At 59.8% G+C, this 18,178-nt stretch carries 16 protein-coding genes and 1 tRNA gene; 6 read left to right on the forward strand and 11 right to left on the reverse strand.

Annotation, left to right across the window (positions count from 1 at the left end; all coding sequences use genetic code 11):
- Positions 1-633: 633 nt before the first annotated feature.
- The 3 genes from ACTQYB_RS07900 to ACTQYB_RS07910 all read right to left on the reverse strand — a co-directional run bounded on the left by ACTQYB_RS07900 (position 634) and on the right by ACTQYB_RS07910 (position 2,806).
- Positions 634-1,167, reverse strand: a complete 534-nt coding sequence (locus ACTQYB_RS07900) for a low molecular weight protein-tyrosine-phosphatase (protein ID WP_304326664.1) — start codon at positions 1,165-1,167, stop codon at positions 634-636.
- 99 nt (positions 1,168-1,266) lie between these two features.
- Positions 1,267-1,956 carry a dihydrofolate reductase gene (locus ACTQYB_RS07905; protein ID WP_441482394.1) on the reverse strand — a complete coding sequence of 230 codons (690 nt, stop codon included), beginning with the start codon at positions 1,954-1,956 and terminating at the stop codon, positions 1,267-1,269.
- Positions 1,957-2,005: 49 nt separating this feature from the next.
- Entirely contained in the window at positions 2,006-2,806 is an 801-nt protein-coding gene (locus tag ACTQYB_RS07910; protein WP_412170626.1) for a thymidylate synthase, read from the reverse strand.
- 288 nt (positions 2,807-3,094) lie between these two features.
- Between ACTQYB_RS07910 and ACTQYB_RS07915 the strand changes: the two genes are divergently transcribed.
- The gene (locus ACTQYB_RS07915) at positions 3,095-3,508 is read left to right on the forward strand and encodes an OsmC family protein (protein WP_029575880.1); all 414 of its coding nucleotides are present in this window, start codon (positions 3,095-3,097) and stop codon (positions 3,506-3,508) included.
- Positions 3,509-3,609: 101 nt separating this feature from the next.
- Here the strand turns inward: ACTQYB_RS07915 and ACTQYB_RS07920 are convergent, their stop codons facing one another.
- Both ACTQYB_RS07920 and ACTQYB_RS07925 read right to left on the reverse strand, forming a co-directional pair.
- Positions 3,610-4,647 carry a universal stress protein gene (locus tag ACTQYB_RS07920; protein WP_321046243.1) on the reverse strand — a complete coding sequence of 346 codons (1,038 nt, stop codon included), beginning with the start codon at positions 4,645-4,647 and terminating at the stop codon, positions 3,610-3,612.
- A gap of 208 nt (positions 4,648-4,855) precedes the next feature.
- Positions 4,856-5,614, reverse strand: coding sequence for a C40 family peptidase (locus tag ACTQYB_RS07925; protein WP_441482393.1), 759 nt, complete (start codon positions 5,612-5,614; stop codon positions 4,856-4,858).
- A 47-nt stretch (positions 5,615-5,661) separates the two neighbouring features.
- Here ACTQYB_RS07925 and ACTQYB_RS07930 point away from each other — a divergent pair, with 47 nt between their 5' ends.
- On the forward strand, positions 5,662-5,850 hold the full coding sequence (locus ACTQYB_RS07930; RefSeq protein ID WP_321046241.1) for a hypothetical protein: 189 nt from the start codon (positions 5,662-5,664) through the stop codon (positions 5,848-5,850).
- On the opposite strand, the gene ACTQYB_RS07935 is transcribed toward ACTQYB_RS07930, so the two are convergent.
- Positions 5,844-6,800 (reverse strand): CHAP domain-containing protein, encoded by a 957-nt coding sequence (locus ACTQYB_RS07935; protein ID WP_441482392.1) that lies wholly within the window; start codon positions 6,798-6,800, stop codon positions 5,844-5,846. The genes ACTQYB_RS07930 and ACTQYB_RS07935 overlap by 7 nt on opposite strands.
- 376 nt (positions 6,801-7,176) lie before the next feature.
- Between ACTQYB_RS07935 and serC the strand changes: the two genes are divergently transcribed.
- Positions 7,177-8,319, forward strand: coding sequence for a phosphoserine transaminase (gene serC / locus ACTQYB_RS07940; RefSeq protein ID WP_441482391.1), 1,143 nt, complete (start codon positions 7,177-7,179; stop codon positions 8,317-8,319).
- A gap of 460 nt (positions 8,320-8,779) precedes the next feature.
- Here the strand turns inward: serC and manA are convergent, their stop codons facing one another.
- A complete protein-coding gene (gene manA, locus ACTQYB_RS07945; protein ID WP_321046240.1) occupies positions 8,780-10,207 on the reverse strand; it encodes a mannose-6-phosphate isomerase, class I in 1,428 nt (475 codons plus the stop codon).
- A gap of 74 nt (positions 10,208-10,281) precedes the next feature.
- On the opposite strand from manA, the gene ACTQYB_RS07950 reads away from it, so the two are divergent.
- Positions 10,282-10,536: a DUF2530 domain-containing protein gene (locus tag ACTQYB_RS07950; protein WP_441482390.1), complete on the forward strand. Its 255-nt coding sequence runs from the start codon at positions 10,282-10,284 to the stop codon at positions 10,534-10,536.
- 158 nt (positions 10,537-10,694) lie between these two features.
- On the opposite strand, the gene ACTQYB_RS07955 is transcribed toward ACTQYB_RS07950, so the two are convergent.
- Positions 10,695-11,981 carry a sensor histidine kinase gene (locus tag ACTQYB_RS07955; protein WP_441482389.1) on the reverse strand — a complete coding sequence of 429 codons (1,287 nt, stop codon included), beginning with the start codon at positions 11,979-11,981 and terminating at the stop codon, positions 10,695-10,697.
- A 247-nt stretch (positions 11,982-12,228) separates the two neighbouring features.
- Between ACTQYB_RS07955 and phoU the strand changes: the two genes are divergently transcribed.
- Positions 12,229-12,915, forward strand: a complete 687-nt coding sequence (gene phoU, locus ACTQYB_RS07960) for a phosphate signaling complex PhoU family protein (RefSeq protein WP_441482388.1) — start codon at positions 12,229-12,231, stop codon at positions 12,913-12,915.
- A gap of 256 nt (positions 12,916-13,171) precedes the next feature.
- Here the strand turns inward: phoU and ACTQYB_RS07965 are convergent, their stop codons facing one another.
- The 3 genes from ACTQYB_RS07965 to lysS form a co-directional block, all read right to left on the reverse strand.
- The gene (locus ACTQYB_RS07965; protein WP_015450890.1) at positions 13,172-13,909 is read right to left on the reverse strand and encodes a phosphoglyceromutase; all 738 of its coding nucleotides are present in this window, start codon (positions 13,907-13,909) and stop codon (positions 13,172-13,174) included.
- A gap of 101 nt (positions 13,910-14,010) precedes the next feature.
- The gene (gene menA, locus ACTQYB_RS07970) at positions 14,011-14,949 is read right to left on the reverse strand and encodes a 1,4-dihydroxy-2-naphthoate octaprenyltransferase (protein ID WP_441482387.1); all 939 of its coding nucleotides are present in this window, start codon (positions 14,947-14,949) and stop codon (positions 14,011-14,013) included.
- Between the two features lie 741 nt (positions 14,950-15,690).
- Positions 15,691-17,316 carry a lysine--tRNA ligase gene (gene lysS / locus ACTQYB_RS07975; RefSeq protein WP_414600786.1) on the reverse strand — a complete coding sequence of 542 codons (1,626 nt, stop codon included), beginning with the start codon at positions 17,314-17,316 and terminating at the stop codon, positions 15,691-15,693.
- Between the two features lie 164 nt (positions 17,317-17,480).
- Here lysS and ACTQYB_RS07980 point away from each other — a divergent pair.
- Positions 17,481-17,557: transfer RNA gene (locus tag ACTQYB_RS07980), tRNA-Pro, on the forward strand.
- The last annotated feature ends 621 nt before the right edge of the window (positions 17,558-18,178 follow it).

Below are 18,178 nucleotides of genomic sequence, written 5' to 3' on the forward strand. Positions count from 1 at the left end.
ACTCGGACGGCCTTTTTAACGACACGTCACGTTAAACGCACGCCGACACGCCTACAGCCACTTGGCCTGACCGGCATCATAAACACCACGTTTAGTTCCTATAGGCCTCGTCTGCTTCCCCGCGGTAGCCCAAACTGGTTACGCCGGGGGCTCCCAGCATAACCAGTTTGGGAAGAGAGAGCCGGTTTGACGGCATCAACAGAACCCGGATGAATGGCCGGTTCGGCCGGTTGGCACGGGTTCAGCTGGTCAGCACCGATTCAGCCAAGGCGGTTTTCAATCAGCGCCGGCAATGTTCTGCGGTTTGCGCATGTCCGGACATATGCATCTTGCATAACAGCTCCCGCACAGGGCGAAATGTCTCCCATTCCGGCATGCGACGTATATCCCTGCATGCGCAAACTGACATTACGGTTCCCAGTTAGGGCAGAACAACTTCCATCCTGCATGCACCGTATATCCCGGCATACATAACTCGACATTCCGACTGCCGGGTAGGGCAGGACAACTTGCATCTGGTGTATGACGTATGCCATGGCATACGCGGCGCAGCGCATTCGACCCGTTCATGAGTCTTGCGCCGCAACGGCTCCGCGCCGACACGGCATCGCCCGCAGAGCGCGCGACGCGGATTCACTGACCGATCTGCTCGCTCACCCAGTCGACGATGTACGGGGCAACCTGTTCAATCTGATCGATGGCGATGTTGAAATCCTCAGGACCGCCATACCACGGGTCGACCAGGTCAATCTGATCCTCACGCCCGGCAGGCGGCTTCGGCAGATTCGGGTCGAAACTGCGATACATATGTACTTCGGCGCGCTTGGCCGGCGGCAGCAGCCTGACCAGCGCACGCATATGCGAGGCGGTCATTGGCAGGAACAGGTCACTGTCGTTGATTTCCTGACGTGTGATGCGATGCGCAAAATGGTGCGCCGGAATCTCATAGCCGCGCTCACGCAGCACCACGACCGCGCGGGGGTCGATTGGATGCCCATACTCCTCGTCGCTGACACCGCTGGACATGACCCGCACCCGGTCGGAGAGCCCACGCTCGTTGAACCGTTCACGCAGGATGATCTCCGCCATCGGCGACCGGCAGATATTGCCGGTGCACACGGTCATCACCGTATAGCGTGGGTCATGGGATGATTGCGTAGCGGCCATGCAGCAGCCCCTTTCACGATTGATGGATGTACGATTGATGGATGCGGGATCGACAAGACGGATTGCCGCGGACTGCACACAACAGTCCGCGGCCGTGCATCACAAAGTTTCTTCGTCGTCTTCCGTCTCGCCGTCGGTCTTACGGTACGTTTCGAAGCGGTATTCGCGGATGCCGTTCTCCGGATGCTTCGGCAGCATCCACGGCGTGACGTCGACAAGTTTCCACAACCCGGTGGAGACGAGCTCCTCCATATCCGGCGCATACGTGTCTGCGTCCACCGTTGCACGGATACGCGTGACGAATACCTGCTTGGCGAACGGCAAGGCCTCACGGAATATCTGTGCACCGCCGATCACCCAGATTTCGCTGCGGTCGAGCCCGTCATCGGGAATCGCTTCCTGGCGTGCCAGATCGAAGGCGTCGTCAAGGTTCTCGACTACCGTCGCCCCAGGCGCCTGATAGCCGCTGTTGCGCGATACGACGATGTTGTCGCGGTTCGGCAACGGGCGGAACTTCGGGTCGAGCGATTCCCAGGTCTTGCGTCCCATGATGACCGGATGCGAGACGGTCAGTTCCTTGAACCGCTTCATATCTTCGGCCAAGTGCCACGGCATGCCGCCTTGGAAACCGATGGCACCTTCGCGTCCCTCATTGTCGCGCGCCTGTGCCCAAATCAAATTCACCGTAAAGGTCTTGGGATAATCATCACCCCAATCCTCGGTGTCGTCCAGCCCGGCCATACCGGGCTTGCGTTCGTGATAGCCGCTTTGGCTACTGTCATACCCCATTTCATAAACTCCTTGAACTCAATGGACTGGGATTAGTGTAGACGATGCTTCAGACGGCAACCGGTGCCTTGATGGTCGGATGATGCTGATAGTCGATCACTTTGAAGTCGTCATACGTGTAATCGAACAGCGAATCCGCCTTGCGGATCTCCATCTGCGGGTATGGGTACGGGGTGCGGGAGAGCTGCTCGAGCACCTGGTCGATATGATTGTCGTACACATGGCAGTCTCCGCCGGTCCACACGAACTCACCGGGTTCCAAATCGGTCTGTTGCGCGATCATCATGGTGAGCAGCGAATAGGACGCGATATTGAACGGTACGCCGAGGAACATATCGCAACTGCGCTGATACAGCTGGCATGACAGCTTGCCGTCCGCCACATAGAACTGGAACAGCGCATGGCACGGCGGCAGGGCCATATGCTCGACTTCCGCGGGATTCCAAGCGCTGACGACCATACGGCGGGAATCGGGATGGTTGCGGATCAAATCAAGCACATTGGAAATCTGGTCGATGGTGCGGTTGGGGTCCTCGGGCGTCGGCGCCGGCCAGCTACGCCATTGTGCGCCGTACACAGGGCCCAAATCGCCGTTCTCGTCGGCCCACTCATCCCAGATATGCACGTTATTCTCCTGAAGCCAACGCACGTTGGTGGAACCCTTCAGGAACCACAGCAGTTCGTAAGCGATGCCGCGGAAGAACACGGTCTTGGTGGTGAGCAGCGGGAAATATTTGCTCAGATCGAAGCGCATCTGCTGACCGAACAGCGAAATCGTACCGGTACCAGTGCGGTCTGATTTCAGCGTCCCCTCCTTGAGGATCTTGCGGACCAAGTCCTCGTAGGGCATGGGAATGTCCGTCTGCGGGCGTTCCGGAATACGGGTGCGAATATCAGCAAGCTGTTCGGCGGTCAAAGGCATGACCCTATGGTAGCAGTGACCCGCCGATTTACGCCGGCAGCCATCCTGCAAACGACTCTGTATCAGCCCAAACACCGGCGTGTGATACCGGGCGTGACATCGCTGCAGACGCGGTCGAGTCCACGAATCCCGCTGTGAGCGGATATCGGGCAGGTGCTTGGGCTAATCTGTAAGCATCGGCGCGAGAAGCGCGCCAGCAACTCCAGGAGGCACAACATGGGCAAAAGGCTCTGGGTAGAACGCAACAAGGACGGTTCATGGGACGCGTTCAGCGAGGACGGCGCGCATCTCAAGTTCGGCAAGGGCAAGGGCCTGTTCACCCCCGGCGACCTCATGAAGGTCGCGCTAGCGGGCTGCGCGGCGCTGTCCAGCCAGTTCCCGGTCGAGAACACGCTGGGTGAGGGCTCGGGCGCAAAAATCGTCGTTGACGGCACCTATGACCCGGAAAGCGATTCCTACCTGTCCTTCGAGGAGCAGGTGAACGTGGACGCAACTTCCGCCGATCTGAGCGAGGAAGATGCAGCCAAGCTCAAGGAGCGTGTCGCCCGTCACATCGAAAAGGGTTGCACGGTCGCCCATACGTACCGCCAGGAAACGCCGGTGCGCGTGAACGTCACGGTGCGCAAGTAACCAGCCGGTTATATATGCTGATGCCGCCATCCGCAGGTGTTGCAGATGGCGGCATCAATGTATTGAGAGTGCGTCAGGCAAGCCGCCGGACGCCCAAATCCCTACTTATGCTCCGGGTCGATCTTCGAATCGATGGCGCTGGCCTGCTCGGCGCCGGCGGTGGGCACCTGAACGGCCTCGACACCGGAAATATCGTCGATCGGCTTGGTCGGGACATCCGCCGGGGAGCTCGGTACGGTGTCGAGCTGGGATTCCGCCGCTTCCACGTACTTGCGCGGCACCACATACACCGGGCTGACCGCATGCTGAAGCAGCCCCTGGCTGGTGGAACCAAGCAGCAGGCCGGTGAATCCACCGCGACCGCGCGAGCCGACTACCACGACGTCATGGTCATAACTCGCCTTGGTGAGCGTTTCGACCGCATTGCCTGGCACAATCTCCTTGTGGATCTCAAGGTCGGGATGAGCCTGCTCAATCGGCTTGATGCGCACGGCAAGGTCATCCATGTACGAATCCATGACGCCCTTGTCTTCTGCGGCGCCCTTGACATTCGGCACAGCGGAGATTACATCGAGCTGAGCCTTCCAGCTTGACGCGAAATCAGCAGCGATCTCAAGCGCCTTGAGGCCCCACTTGGATTCGTCGGAGCCGACGGCGACGCGCGTGATCTTGTTGTTCAAGTGCATGAGGTTGCCTTCGTCATCGGTGTACGGCACAACGACGATCGGGCAGTACGCGTATGCGGGCAGCGAGGAGCTCGTGGTGCCCAGCAGCCGCTCGGCAAGACCGCCCTTGCCCCGGTTTCCGATGACGATGAGGTTGTAATTGCGCGACAGCTCGACGAACACCGATGCAGGATCGCCCGTAACAATCAGTGTCGCCGCTTTGACACCCTGCTCGTCGGCGATGGCCTTCGCCTTTGACAGGATTTCCTGTGCATCATTGTGCGCGGCGTTGTCGTCGCCCATCGCAGTGTATGTGGCATCGAATGATACGGCGGCATAACTCGGCAGCGAGTACGCGCACACGATCTGCAGGGTCAGTCCCGCATGCTTCGCATAGTTCGCAGCCCACCATGTGGCCTTGTAACTTGCATGGGATCCATCCACGCCAACGAGGATTGCCTTGTCGTTAATCATGACGACCTCCTTCATTCATTGGCGGCGCAGCGGTACGCCACCACTACTTTCACCTTACTCCACCATTGTGGGTCTTCCGGGAAAGTGTCGCAAGAAAAAAACCTGGAAATTGGTACAGCTGCGATTGAGACCCCGGAAAACAGATAAGGCGCCCGACTGGGGCGCCTTACCAGCGAATACGGCCACTGGCCGCGAGTCAGAACCGCCGCTAGAGCAACCGACGGATGGAGTAGGACCCGCTGTACGCGTACGCGACCGGTGTGTACACGGTTCCAGCCTTCGGGTTCAATGCGTTGACCACCATGCCGTTGCCGACGTAGATGCCCGAATGCGCACCATTGGCGATGATATCGCCGGGCTGTGCCTCGGCCAAAGAAGGCACCGCCGTACCGACAGCCGCCTGGGCACCGGAATAATGGGGCAGGCTGATGCCCATCTGCGCGAACACATACTGCACGAAGCCGGAGCAATCCCAGCCGGCAGGAGTATTGCCGCCTGAGACATACGGAACCACGCCCACAAACTGCGCAGCGTAGGCGACCAGAGCGCTGGCCGATGCACTGTCAGGCGGGTTGACCGTCGCAGTACTGCTCGGGCTTGATGTAGAAGCACTCAAGCTGCTGCGGCTTTGCGAACGGCTCGCCGCCTGCTGCTGGGCCTGGGCCGCAGCCTGGGCGGCCGCCTGCGCCGCTGCCTGTGCTGCAGCCTGTTCCGCTGCGGCCTTGGCCTCGGCTTCCTTTTCTGCCGTGGACTTGGTCTGCGGCGGATTCAACGATTCAATGCCACCCCAGTTCGAGGAGGAATCCACGCTGGTCGACGTCGATTCGTCGAGCAGATTCTTCTTGACGGTTGTGGTCTTGGGGAACGAACGCGACGATGTAACCGCTTCGTCGGTCGTCGTGGACTGCGCGGACGCTGAAGGGGCAATCGCCGCCAACGATATACACGCGGCTGCAACTGCGACCATCGCTGTAAGAGATCTACCTAGTTTCATCATCAGTACAACACAGTAGCATGCCAGACTTACAGAAATCTGAGACCTATGCGCCGCACCCGCGCAATACTACAGGACACGCCGAAAAAGCCGTCAATCGCAACGCTGATAACGCAATCATCATGCACGACGACACGACTGAAATCCGCTCGAGCATCCCCGTCAGCAATCAGCTGCAATCAGCGAAAACATCAAGGGAAAATCAGTAATGGATGAACTGCAATTGCGAAGCCTGGTCCGCGCTGAAAGTACGGGAAACCGTTTTGCCATTGAGCGACGCGCCGCATTCCGAGGTCACAATCGAACCGTCGGCGTTGATCTGCTCGACGATGGCGACATGGCCGTACACCGCACTCGCACCGAACTGCCCGCGCTGGAACACAATGACATCGCCGACATGGCGCGGAGTGGAATCGACCCAATAGCCCAGCTTCTTCGCGGATGCTGCCCATTGGGCCCCATCGCCGAGATGGGAACCGACCGGTAACCCAAGCTGGTGACGGCGAACATACGCCCACCATGTGCACTGGCTGAACGAATACTGGTTACCGGAATCACCCGAATCATGATTGGGATCGAAACCGGAGGGAAGAATGCTCTTATCGGCCTCGTACAGCACCGCAACCGCCGGATTCGACACAGCCGTCTGCGACATCTGTGCAACGTCAAGCTCGGAGTTCGAAGCACCTAGGGACCAGTTGCCTGAGCTCGTCGTGCCGTCGGAGGCGGAAGAACCGAGAGACGTACGCTCTTGCGAACGGGACACCGAACTGCCCGTCGCCGACTTGGTGGCCTGGACCGTGGTGGCACCCGTTTCAGATGAAGCGAGCGACGTAGTGGCATTCATATTGCTCAAGCTGAAAGCCGCCGCAGCCGCACCCGCCAACGCGACCATGGAGCCTGAAGCCATGAACCGTGACTTGCGGCGGGCCGCACGAGCAGATTCACGAATCGCACGCCGGGTCAGCGGCGCCATTTCCTCGAGCTTCGCCGCAAGCGCCGGATCAAGACCCAGCGTCTGTTCGGCACCATCGGCGCGCATGGCACGCACACCACGCACGGCATGCGCCGCATGGGAACCGCGGGGGGATGGCGCAAGTACATCGGCTACGCGGAAATGACGACCCGTTCGCGTCGTCTTTCGTGCCGCATGCTTCATACTCGAGTACTCCTTGCGTCGTCATCCTGAAAGCCCGTGGGAAACCGCAGGCCGGAACCAACCCGCCGCTTCCTGTGCCGCGTACGCGGCGGGAGGCGACCGGTGTAATCAATTACTGCCCTACCTTACAACCCCTCCTGCCCACATGGCAACACGTCAAACGTTGCACTCGGCCCGCCCAAACCGCGATAGCCACCGGGACACAACGGATTTCAGTCGATATGCACGACCGCATCGGCGTGTCCTACAATCACGAATCCCGTTGCTCGCCCCGACTGGCAAGCAGTAGCCGGCAGCCATCGGGGGCATCCATGGCAATGACCACGATATGTACGGGGGATGTCGGCAATCCACCCGATTGGCTACCCTAGCAAGCATGAGCAATACAGTAACAATTCCCGAATCCATGCTTCCACGGGACGGTCGGTTCGGCTCCGGTCCGAGCAAAATCCGCCCTGAGCAGGTGCAGGCTCTCGACGCCGGCGCCACCAAGCTGCTCGGCACCTCCCACCGCCAGGCGCCGGTCAAGCAGCTCGTCGGGTCCATTCGCGAGGGTCTTGCTCAGTTCTTCACCATCCCCGACGGGTATGAAGTCGTTCTTGGCAACGGCGGCGCGACCGCGTTCTGGGATATGGCGTGTGCTTCGCTCATCACCCGCAAGGCGGCCTTCGGCGTATACGGCTCTTTCAGCGAGAAGTTCGCCATCGAGGCCGACAAGACCCCGTTCCTTGAGAAGCCGGAGATTTTCCGCTCGGAACCGGGAACCTATCGACTCCCCGAGCTCACCGAGTACGTGGACACCTACTGCTGGGCTCATAACGAAACCTCAACAGGCGTGGCCACACCGGTCAAGCGGATCCCCGGCAGCGTTGAACAGGGCGCCATCACCTTGGTGGACGCAACCAGCGGTGCCGGCGTCCTGCCGGTCGACATCTCCCAGACCGATGCCTATTACTTCTCCCCCCAGAAAGCGTTCGGCTCCGACGGCGGCCTGTGGATCGCCATCCTCTCCCCCGCTGCCATCGAACGCGCGTATGCGCTGGAGGAAAGCACGAAGCTCGAGGGCGCGCGGCGCTGGGTTCCCGCCTTCCTGTCCCTGAAATCCGCAATCGACAACTCCCGCAAGGACCAGACGCTCAACACGCCGTCCGTGGCCAACCTGATCATGCTGGAAAACCAGATCCGTTGGCTCAACGACAACGGCGGGCTGGCATGGGCCCACGCCCGGTGCGCGAAATCCGCGTCGCTGCTGTACCAGTGGGCGGAACGCAGCGAATACGCACGCCCCTTCGTCGAGGACGAATCCGCCCGGTCCACCGCGACCGTGACCATCGATCTGGATGACGCAATCAGCGCCAAGCAGGTCATCCAAGCGCTTCGCGACAACGGAATCGTCGATACCGGCGGATACCGCAAGCTCGGACGCAACCAGCTGCGCATCGGCGTCTTCCCGTCGGTCGAACCGTCCGATATCGTGGCGCTCACCAAGTGCGTCGACTACATCGTCGAGCACCTGTAATCGGTGATTCATCCGATGCCCCTGACTGCCTACGTCTGCCGTGGTGCGGGCGTAGGCAGTTTTGTTTTTCATGGAATCGGGATATAGCAGGAACCGAAACACGAAACCAGAAAACGAAACCGGAACGTCGTACCGGAATCTCAATATCTCGCAAAATACGCCGATGCGGCGAGATATTGAGAAAAACATCTGAATAACTCGCGGTTTCGCAAATATCGAGAGACTTTGAGATTTCACAACGCACCCCGCACATGCCACAGCGCTTTCAAAGCCTGGAATTTCAACGTTTTACGGCAGCTGCCCAACGGAAACGGCACATACGGAATCTGAAAAAATCTCGATATCGCGGCGTTAAAAGAGATTATGAGACTTTTCTCTGAAAATCTCGACAATTCCACGCTGTCGTCGAGATTTTCAGATTTCCTCTGTCTGGCAGCCGACGACAGCACCACAAGACGCGTCACACCTGCGTCGTCGCCATGAGGAAGGAACCGCCGACCAGGCCATCCCGACCAGCTTGGCCATCTCGACCGGCCACGCTTTCGCCTTCATCCCCGGCGGATTCCACAGTGACCCACCCTTCGCAGGCGGGCACGAACACCGCCTGCCCGGCGGAAAGTACGCGGGATTCCTGTTCGCTGGAGCATCGCACCATCCCATGGGTACACAACACGATACGCGGCTTGTTGCGCCCCTGATTCACACGTCCCAAGGTCAGCTGCCGCAACAACGCGCCATAGCGCCGATGAACCCTGTCCATCACCGGCCACGCCTGGGTGTGCGGACCGGTGGTGCCGTACGCCAGCATGAACTGATCGATATGCGGCCGGTACACAATGAGGTTGCCATCACGCGTCGCCATGTCCCCGAACTGCGCATCGGCAGGATCCACCGGGGCTCCGGGCTGACAGTTGAGCGTATGCAGCAACCGTGGAATGTCCTTATGTTTCACGGTCATTCCCGCCCTGAGCACGTTGTCTGAATTGTTCATGATTTCAGCGGCCGTGCCATGGATGTACGCGTGCGGGGTCCCAGCAGGGATGAACACGGATTCACCCTCCTGAAGCGAGACCGGATTGAGCATCAGCAATGTCAGCACGCTGGGATCTGCGGGAAACGCCTCGGCGGCGGCGAGCGCATGCCGGAACGCGAGTCGGGAGACAGGATCGCTGACACGCAGCGAGGCATATCGCAACTGCGCTTGCAGGTCGTCCGTCGGCGGAGCGGTAATCGCTGTATAGAAGGCACGGAAAATGCGTCGACGTGAATCAGGCCAGACCATCGAGGACACCGGCATCATCGCATCGGCCTGCTCGAATCCCTCCGGTGTCTGCCCGATGCGCATGGTCCGTTCGGTCAACGCTTCGACCATGCGCGATGCGAGCGGATGGCCGACCATGCTGAGATTACGCAACATGAAGCGGATGGTGCCGAAGCCGACGGAAGCGTGGAACGGCTCTAGGGCGACGACCATCTCGCTTTTCGCTTCGGCGTCATGGAACGAGCGTTCCGGGGCGTCCATCGCTATACCTTGCGCGTTTTGAGCGTTGAACCCTGCGCGCGCTTCAAAATCCACGGGATGCACCTGCAACGACAGGGGGATGCGCGCGGCGATGATTTTGAACAGGAAGGGCAGTTCCGGGCCGAACTGCTCGGATACGCGCCGCCCGACCATTGCTTCAGGATGGTCTCGAATCGCCTGCGGCACCGTGGTGCACGAACCGTCCGGGGCTTCAAGCCGCGAGGGCGACTGCGGGTGCCCGCTGAACCACATTTCGGCGAGCGGCTGGCCGTCGTCCAGCATCTGCGCAGGAAGCTCGTCGGCGAACAGGGTTTGCAGACGGCTGTAGGATCCCCACGCATAGCGCTTTGGGACTGGACGTATCACATACACGGCTGTGGCAATCCTTTCTTCCGGCGAACAACATCTTATAAGGTTACCCCGCACGTTATGGTAATGGTATGAAGTTGGCTCCGATTTTTGATCCGGCGGCCCGTAGGCCGTCGCCCAAGCCCGTGCGTGTCGACCTGAGAAAAGTGTTCCTCATTGGTACGGCGGTGTGGATGGCGGCATTGATTGTGTGCGCTATGCTCCTCGCCTTGCATGTGCCCGCACTCAAGGAGCTGGTCGTATGCGTCGCCGGCGTGTTCGTCGGAATCATCCTGCTTGTCTGGGAGCATTTCGACCGTTGGGATTATCGCAGGCTCGGAAAATAGCTGCTGCGCCACCTTCCCGCTGTTGCAGCGGCGCTGACTCGAATCGGTAACCAACGGCGCAGAAAATTCACGTATCACGAACATCACTGGTACCCGGGTGCCTTGAGCATCTACAGATTACGGCGCCTGGCCTGCCCGCTTGGGTCAGGTTCGCAGATTCAGGCTGTCACTATGTCCTGCGCAAGCGGCAGCGACATCGTAAACGTGCTCCCCTGCCCGGGAACGCTCCATACCGTCACGTTGCCGTGATGGGTCAGCGCCACATGTTTGACGATCGCAAGCCCCAGACCGATGCCATGCTCGGTTCGCTCGTTCTGCTCGCTGCCACGATAGAAGCGCTCGAACACGCGCTCTTGTTCGGCCTTCGGTATGCCACACCCGCGGTCGATGACGCTGACAGACGCGTTCCCGCCATCCTGCGAGCGCTTGACTGAGACCGCGACCGTCGAGCCTTGAGGGGAATACCCGATAGCGTTTTCGATGAGCTTGCCTACCGCGGCCTTGATCTGATCGGATTCGCCGTTGATATCAAGACTGTCGTCTCCGGACAGCTCGAGCTGCACTCCGGCTTGCCGCGCCTGCCCGAGATGGGATTGCACGACATCGCGCAGCTGGTCCATGACATTGATCCGGTTATGGCTCGAAGGGGTGACGGGTTCCTGCGAGCGGATGAGCAGCAGCAAATCGGAAACCATATGCTCCATGTGTTTGCACGCGCGTCTCACTTCGACGGCCTGCCGCTTGACCGACTCACGGTCAAGATCATCATGCTCCAGCGAATCCGCAAGACGCTCCAACGCTTGCGAAGGCTCGATGAGCTGTTCAGAAACGTTCTGGATGAAGGATTCGCGGACTTGGCTGAACCGGATTGATTCACTGACGTCATCCAGCAGTACGACGACGAAACGCGAGTTGATTCTGCCGACGGTGACTTTCAGCCAATTCGGACGCGATACGCCGTTGATGACCCGGACCTGTTGCAATCCAGCCTCCTGTGCCGACTCCCCTTTCGGTCCGACGATACGCTGTGGGACGGTCTGTGTGGTGATATCCAGCTGTTTGCGCCCGCCGGCGCTGCGCACTTCATGGACTGCCGCGAGGATATCTTCGTTGCACAACGACTCGTCCCGTACCACACCGAGCGTATACGCGGCGGAGCTCGCCCTAATGACGTCATCGTGGTCGTCTACCACGGCAGATGCAACCGGAATCATCGCCAAAAGCGCTTGCGTGGAATCCTCAAGGTCTTCCGCGTCTTGCCGCCTCTGCCGCTGGTCCGTGCGATGTCCCAGCCCCAGAAAACCGCCTTGTGGGTGGGAGGTGAGCCGCCGCAACGGATTGATCCCATGATGAATATCGTTCAACGTCACGGCGATGACGGCAGCCGCACAGGCGGCGATCGTCACCGCGACCACGCAATACCATACAGTCCAACATGAACCCATGCGGCCATTGTCGCACAGTTTGCTGTGGCGATGCCACACCGAGACGGCACTAAGATGAACCGCAGATGAACGGTTACATGAATTCTGCACGAACCATCGTCAACTACGTCCAGCTGATGTGGCATTCCGCACGTGTTGCGAATAGACTGGGAGGAGTGGCGACTGCGGCAACAGCATCCGATGAGCAATAAGGAAGCGTGCGCGACCGCTCACGCAGCGAATGGAATAATCCCGGAAAGGCAGAGCAATGCGCGTTATTTTCAATGAGGAGATGAAAGCCGTCGCCGACGATCTCGATCGTATGGCGCAAGACGTCCGCAAGGCGATCAACGGCGCTGGGGATGCGCTGATGAACGCGGATATCGACAAGGCTCAGGCGGTTATTGACGGCGATATCGAGATCGATGCTTTGGAGTCCAGCATCCTTGACCAGTGCGTGAGGCTGCTGGCCAAGCAAAACCCGGTGGCGACCGATTTGAGAGTCGTCGTCTCCACCTTGCGTTTGGCTTCGACTTTCGAGCGCATGGGCGATTTGGCCCGGCATATCGCGGAGGCTGCCCGTCGCGCCTATCCGCAGAATGCGTTGCCAGAGGAGTCCCGTGAGATCTTCACGCAGATGGTTGCGTTCCTACGCAACACGGCTGACCGCATTGTGGACATGCTCGCGGACAGGGATACGAAGATCGCGGAGAACATCATCCTCGATGACGACAAGCTTGACCAACTGCACCATCAGACCTTTGAACTGGTGCTCTCTGATCAGTGGAACGGCACGAAGCAGCAGCTCATCGATGTGGTGCTGATCGGTCGCTTCCTCGAGCGGCTCGGCGATCACGCGGTGTCCGCTGCGCGGCGCGTGGTGTACATCGTGTCCGGCTTCGATCCGAGCAAGGACCCCGGCCGCGACGAAGACACGCCCGTCGTTGGCCTGTGACCGAAACCGCTGAACAGCGGGTGCCGTCAATCAGATTCTGAAACAGGCGGGCCTGCGTCTCATATGGGGGCGCGGGCCCGCCTGTTATTTTTTGCGTGGCTGCGCATACGTACAGCCACGCACGTATAGCTTTGTTGGTATCTTTCCCCGCTACCGTCTCCTACCGTCGCCCCAGCGGAATGCAAGTGCCCGCGCCGCCTGATATAGGCGACGCGGGCACTTGCAAAAGAATTCAGGCCTATGCCTGCAAACCGGACTACTTGCCCTGGTTGGCGACAGCGGCGGCACCGGCAGCGGCAGCCTCAGGATCGAGGTACTCGCCACGCGGCTTAATCGGCTTGAAGTTCTCGTCCAGCTCGTACAGCAGCGGGATGGCGGTCGGGATGTTGACCTTGGCGATCTCTTCTTCCGACAGGCCGTCGAGCATCTTGACGATGGCGCGCAGAGAGTTGCCGTGAGCAGCAATCAGAACCGTCTTGCCAGCCTTGAGCTCGGGCTCGATGGCGGACTTGAAATACGGCTCGACGCGCTTGACGACATCGGCCAGGCACTCGGCTTCCGGAACCGGATCGCCGGTGTAGCGCGGATCATGGTTCTGCGCATACTCGTCGTTCGGATCGATCTCTGGCGGCGGGGTGGCATAGGAGCGGCGCCACAGCATGAACTTCTCGTCGCCGTATTCCTCGCGGATAGCCTTCTTGTTCTTGCCCTGGAGCGCACCGTAGTGACGCTCGTTCAGGCGCCAGCTGCGCTGGACAGGAATCCACAGGCGATCGGCTTCGTCAAGCGCGTAATTCGCAGTGTTGATGGCGCGGCGCAGCAGGGAGGTGAACACGATGTCCGGAAGGACGTTCTTCTCCTTGAGCAGCTGGCCACCGCGCTTGGCTTCCTCGACGCCCTGCTCGGTCAGCGGGACATCCACCCAGCCGGTGAACTGATTGGTCTTGTTCCATGCGCTCTGACCATGTCGGAGCAGTACTAGTTTGTAAGTCATGGTCCCAGTCTAGCGCCTCGGCCTCCCAAATGCGGCCCTCTTGCGCGAAGTGCGGACACGGCCGCCCTCATCCGCTGCGCGACCATGCTCCAGCGCGTGGGTTACACCAGAAACGCAGCCGCTGCAAAGACCAGCGAGACCGACAGGGAACCAAGCGTGCACAGGGGCAGGGCACGTCGGTAGTCGACGCGGCTAATCGCATCGCAGGCGGCTATCTGGACGATGCACATGAACACGCACACTGCAGTGATGACAGGAACCGACACGAACCATCCGGCGACTTGGGCAATCGCAAGAATCGAGGCCGCAACCAACAGCGCATCGGCGAACACCGTACCCCACGTGCGGCCAAGCGCGGTCATCCATGTATGTTTGCTATGCGCGCGGTCGGATTCGATATCGCGCAGATTATTCACGCACAATACGGCGACCGCGACCAGTCCGTTCGCGGTTCCCGCGCACAAGGCGCCCGCCGTGACGCGGCCGGACAGCGCAAACATCGTCCCGCATGCCGCCACGAGCCCAAAGAACACAAAGACGAAGACCTCACCCAGATAGTGATACCCGTACGGGTGACTTCCCCCCACGTAACACCAGCCGGCAATCAGTGACGCCGCGCCGACCGCGATGAACCACCAGTACCCGGTCAGCGCGCATATCACAAGGCCGCAGATACAAGCGAGCGCCGCGTTCACGCCTGCAGCGAACAACACGTGTCTGGGAACAACGCCGGAAGCGACTAGGCGGGTTGGCGCACGCACCGCAGCTTGCTCATCGGCCGCATGTCCAGCCGCACCTGCGGCATCCCGGTGCTCATCGGTACCGCGGATGCCATCCGAGTAATCATTCGCGAAATTCGCCGCAATCTGCAGGAACAACGCCACACCCATGCACAACAGCATCACCGCAAGGAACCGCGGATCATACGGCGCGCCGGACACACTGGCGACAGCGGCGCCGGTGATGACCGGAGCCACCGCCAATGGCAGCGTTTTCGGCCGGGCTCCACGAATCCAATCCGCGAATCTCATCTCTCTCATACCTCCTCCCTACTCCTCTGCTCTGACGAAATCGCCGATCAACAGGCCATCAACTATATCCGTTGCGGCCGCACGAGGCAATGGTGCAAGCCACGAAAACAGCACGCATTGTGTGAGAATCCGCTCACACAACGGCACCTTGATGAGCGGCGCCTGAGGCAATCGGCACGACAGACCGTCACCATGCGAGGATTCACTCACACAGTGAGGGCTCGAACGCGAAAATCACACGCCGCCAGTCCCAACACCCGCCGCCGTGCGAGGATTCACTCACACAACGGCACCTTGTCTTGCCGAACCAAGCGTCCTCAGCACCCGCATGCCGAGTTTTGTGAGGATCGGCTTACACCATGAACCCTTGGAATCAGCCGTCAGACGACCGGCCGACAACCCTGTATTGCAAATCAGCAGTCGCCCTGACTCCCTGACGAGAATAAGATACTCACGAGTATTAATCAGACGAAAATCGCATCCGCAGCATTGCAATCACCAGTCATTTTCCAACGCTGTGGATTCAATTTCCCGTAAAGACAACAACATTGTTGTTCCCAAACTGGTGACGCTAAGCCCATCGTCGGCATAACCAATTTGGGAATCTGGGCAATGCCCAGCAATCGACACATTGGTGCCGGTTCAGAATCCTCGAGAATCCTCAAGAATCCTGAGCCGGCACCGATGCTTGGAAACCCGGAAACCCGCCAAACCTGGGGTTCGGGAACCCGGATGACTTACTTAAATGACTTACTGAAGGTTCAGCGGCTTGGTCAGCGGGAAGGTGATCGTTTCACGGATGGTCGCGCCGGTCAGCGCGATGAGCAGACGGTCGATGCCCATACCGGTACCGCCGGCCGGCGGCATACCCACACCGAGCGCCTCGAGGAAGTCCTCGTCGATATCCATGGCCTCGACATCGCCGGCGAGCGCGTCTTTGGCCTGGGCGACGAACCGTTCGCGCTGGACCACGGGATCGTTGAGCTCGGAGTAGCCAGTCGCCAACTCGAAGCCGCGCACGTACAAATCCCACTTCTCCACCACGCCGGGCTTTGAACGGTGGGACTTGACCAGCGGGCTGGTCTCCACCGGGAAGTCGCGTACGAAGGTCGGCTCGTACAGCTTGTCCTCGTAGAAGTGCTCCCACAGGTGCTCAACCAGCTTGCCGTGATTCTCCACGTCGTCGCGTTCCACACCGAGCTTGTCGGCGATCTTGCCCAGGTGCTCGACTGACGTGCCCGGATTGTCCGGCCCGCCGTTCGGAACGATTTCCTCGCCCAGCGCCTCGGAGAGCGAATCGTACATGCTGATGGTCTTCCATTCGCCACCGAAATCGTATTCCTCACCGTTGAGCAGCGTGACCTTCGTGCTGCCGAAGGCGTCAAGCGCGGACTTGACGATGAGCTCCTTGACCAGCGCGGCGATCGTGTCGTAATTGCCGTACGCCTGATAGGCCTCGAGCATGGTGAACTCGGGGGCGTGCGTGGCGTCGACACCTTCGTTACGGAAATCGCGGTTGATTTCGAACACACGGTCGATACCGCCCACGAGACAGCGCTTGAGGAACAGTTCCGGGGCGATGCGCAGATACAGGTCGATATCGAAGGCGTTCATATGCGTCGTGAACGGGCGTGCCGCGGCGCCGCCGTGCACGGTCTGCAGCATTGGCGTTTCTACCTCGAGGAAGTCATGGCCTTCGAAGGTGTGGCGCAACGAGGAAACCACGGCGGAACGCTTACGCACCATATCGCGAATGCGTTCGTCGGCGATCATGCCGATGTACGGCTTGCGGGTGCGCGTGTCGTCGCTCAGCTCCTTATGCAGCGCGGGCAACGGCTGCAGGGCCTTCGCCGCGATACGCCATTCGCTGGCGAAGACGGACAGTTCGCCGGTCTTCGAAGCGATGACACGGCCCTTGAGGAACAGGTGGTCACCCAAATCGACCATCTGCTTGAACTGTTTCAAGGAATCCGCGCCGATCTCCTTCTTGGAGATCATACCTTGGATGGCGGTGCCGTCGCCTTGGGCGAGCTTGACGAAGCACAGGCCGCCGCCGTTGCGCAGGAAAAGCACGCGACCGGCGATGCCGACGACGTCCTGCGTCTCGTCACCGGCATTGAGCTTGCCGTCATACTTGGCACGTACCTCGCCGATGGTGGCGGTCACATCGACATGGACCGGGTACGGCTGCACACCTTCCTTGAGCATGAGCGCGCGCTTGGCGACACGCATCTGAACCTGCTCGGGATGTGCGAGCGGGCCGAATTCCTTGTTACTCGGGTCAATTGCCTCGTCAAGGCTCTTGCCTTCATCGATATTGGAGCGGATCTTCTTGTCCTGCTCCAGCAGAAGTTCTGCGTGTTCGACGGTCGTCATGACCGGCGCGTCTTCAGTATGCTGGGTATGCTGTTCCGCGGCGTCTTCCGCGGATTGTTCAGGGTTCGTCATGCACCCCAGTGTATCGAAGTGCCAATACACAACGCGACACACCGATTTGGCATTGTTCTGCAATTGCTGTATAGTAACGGACGTTGCCAAAACGGGCTGTAGCGCAGCTTGGTAGCGCGCTTCGTTCGGGACGAAGAGGCCGCGGGTTCAAATCCCGCCAGCCCGACCATCAAAGGCCAAATCATTGGAATCCCCGTGGTTTGGCCTTTCTTTTTTCGGTCGATAGGCCGACATGCTTGTCCGACTTCCCATTCCGCAAACTGCCTACGCCGGGAGAGTCGCCAGCGTAACCAGTTTGTAGAGTGACGGTCGAAACAGGGCCACGTGTTCCTGCGGGAGTTCATCACGAAAACCCGCATCCCGCGGTGTTCTCCCGCTCCTCCCCGCGCAACATCCGGCAAGATGAATCACAGGTGAACGCATGAGGAATTGGTACCAACTTCCGCCTGTGGGACAGTACCAACCCGGCAATCGGCCCCGTGCGGGAGTTAGGATGATGCCAACGGATGCAAACGTTGCCAACGCTGCCGGTGCCGAAGCAGCAACAGTCCAGCCGACCATGCTGCAAACCTATCCAACACCGGGCCGACGGTCTGCGATAAAGGAGCACACACGCCATGGAGCACGACGACCAGAACAGTCCTCGACCGTTCACTCCGGCATTCCCGGCAGACAATTCCTGGGCTATAGGAACTAAACGTGGTGTTTTAGACTTCCATTTTTGGTTAGTGGACGTGTCCTTTGCGGATGTAGAATCCAGGTTCGTTCGTCGGATCGTCGTGGTTGTTCG

It is taken from the genome of Bifidobacterium sp. LCP19S3_E9 (assembly GCF_052121135.1).
In the GTDB taxonomy this organism is placed as follows: Bacteria; Actinomycetota; Actinomycetes; order Actinomycetales; family Bifidobacteriaceae; genus Bifidobacterium; species Bifidobacterium thermacidophilum.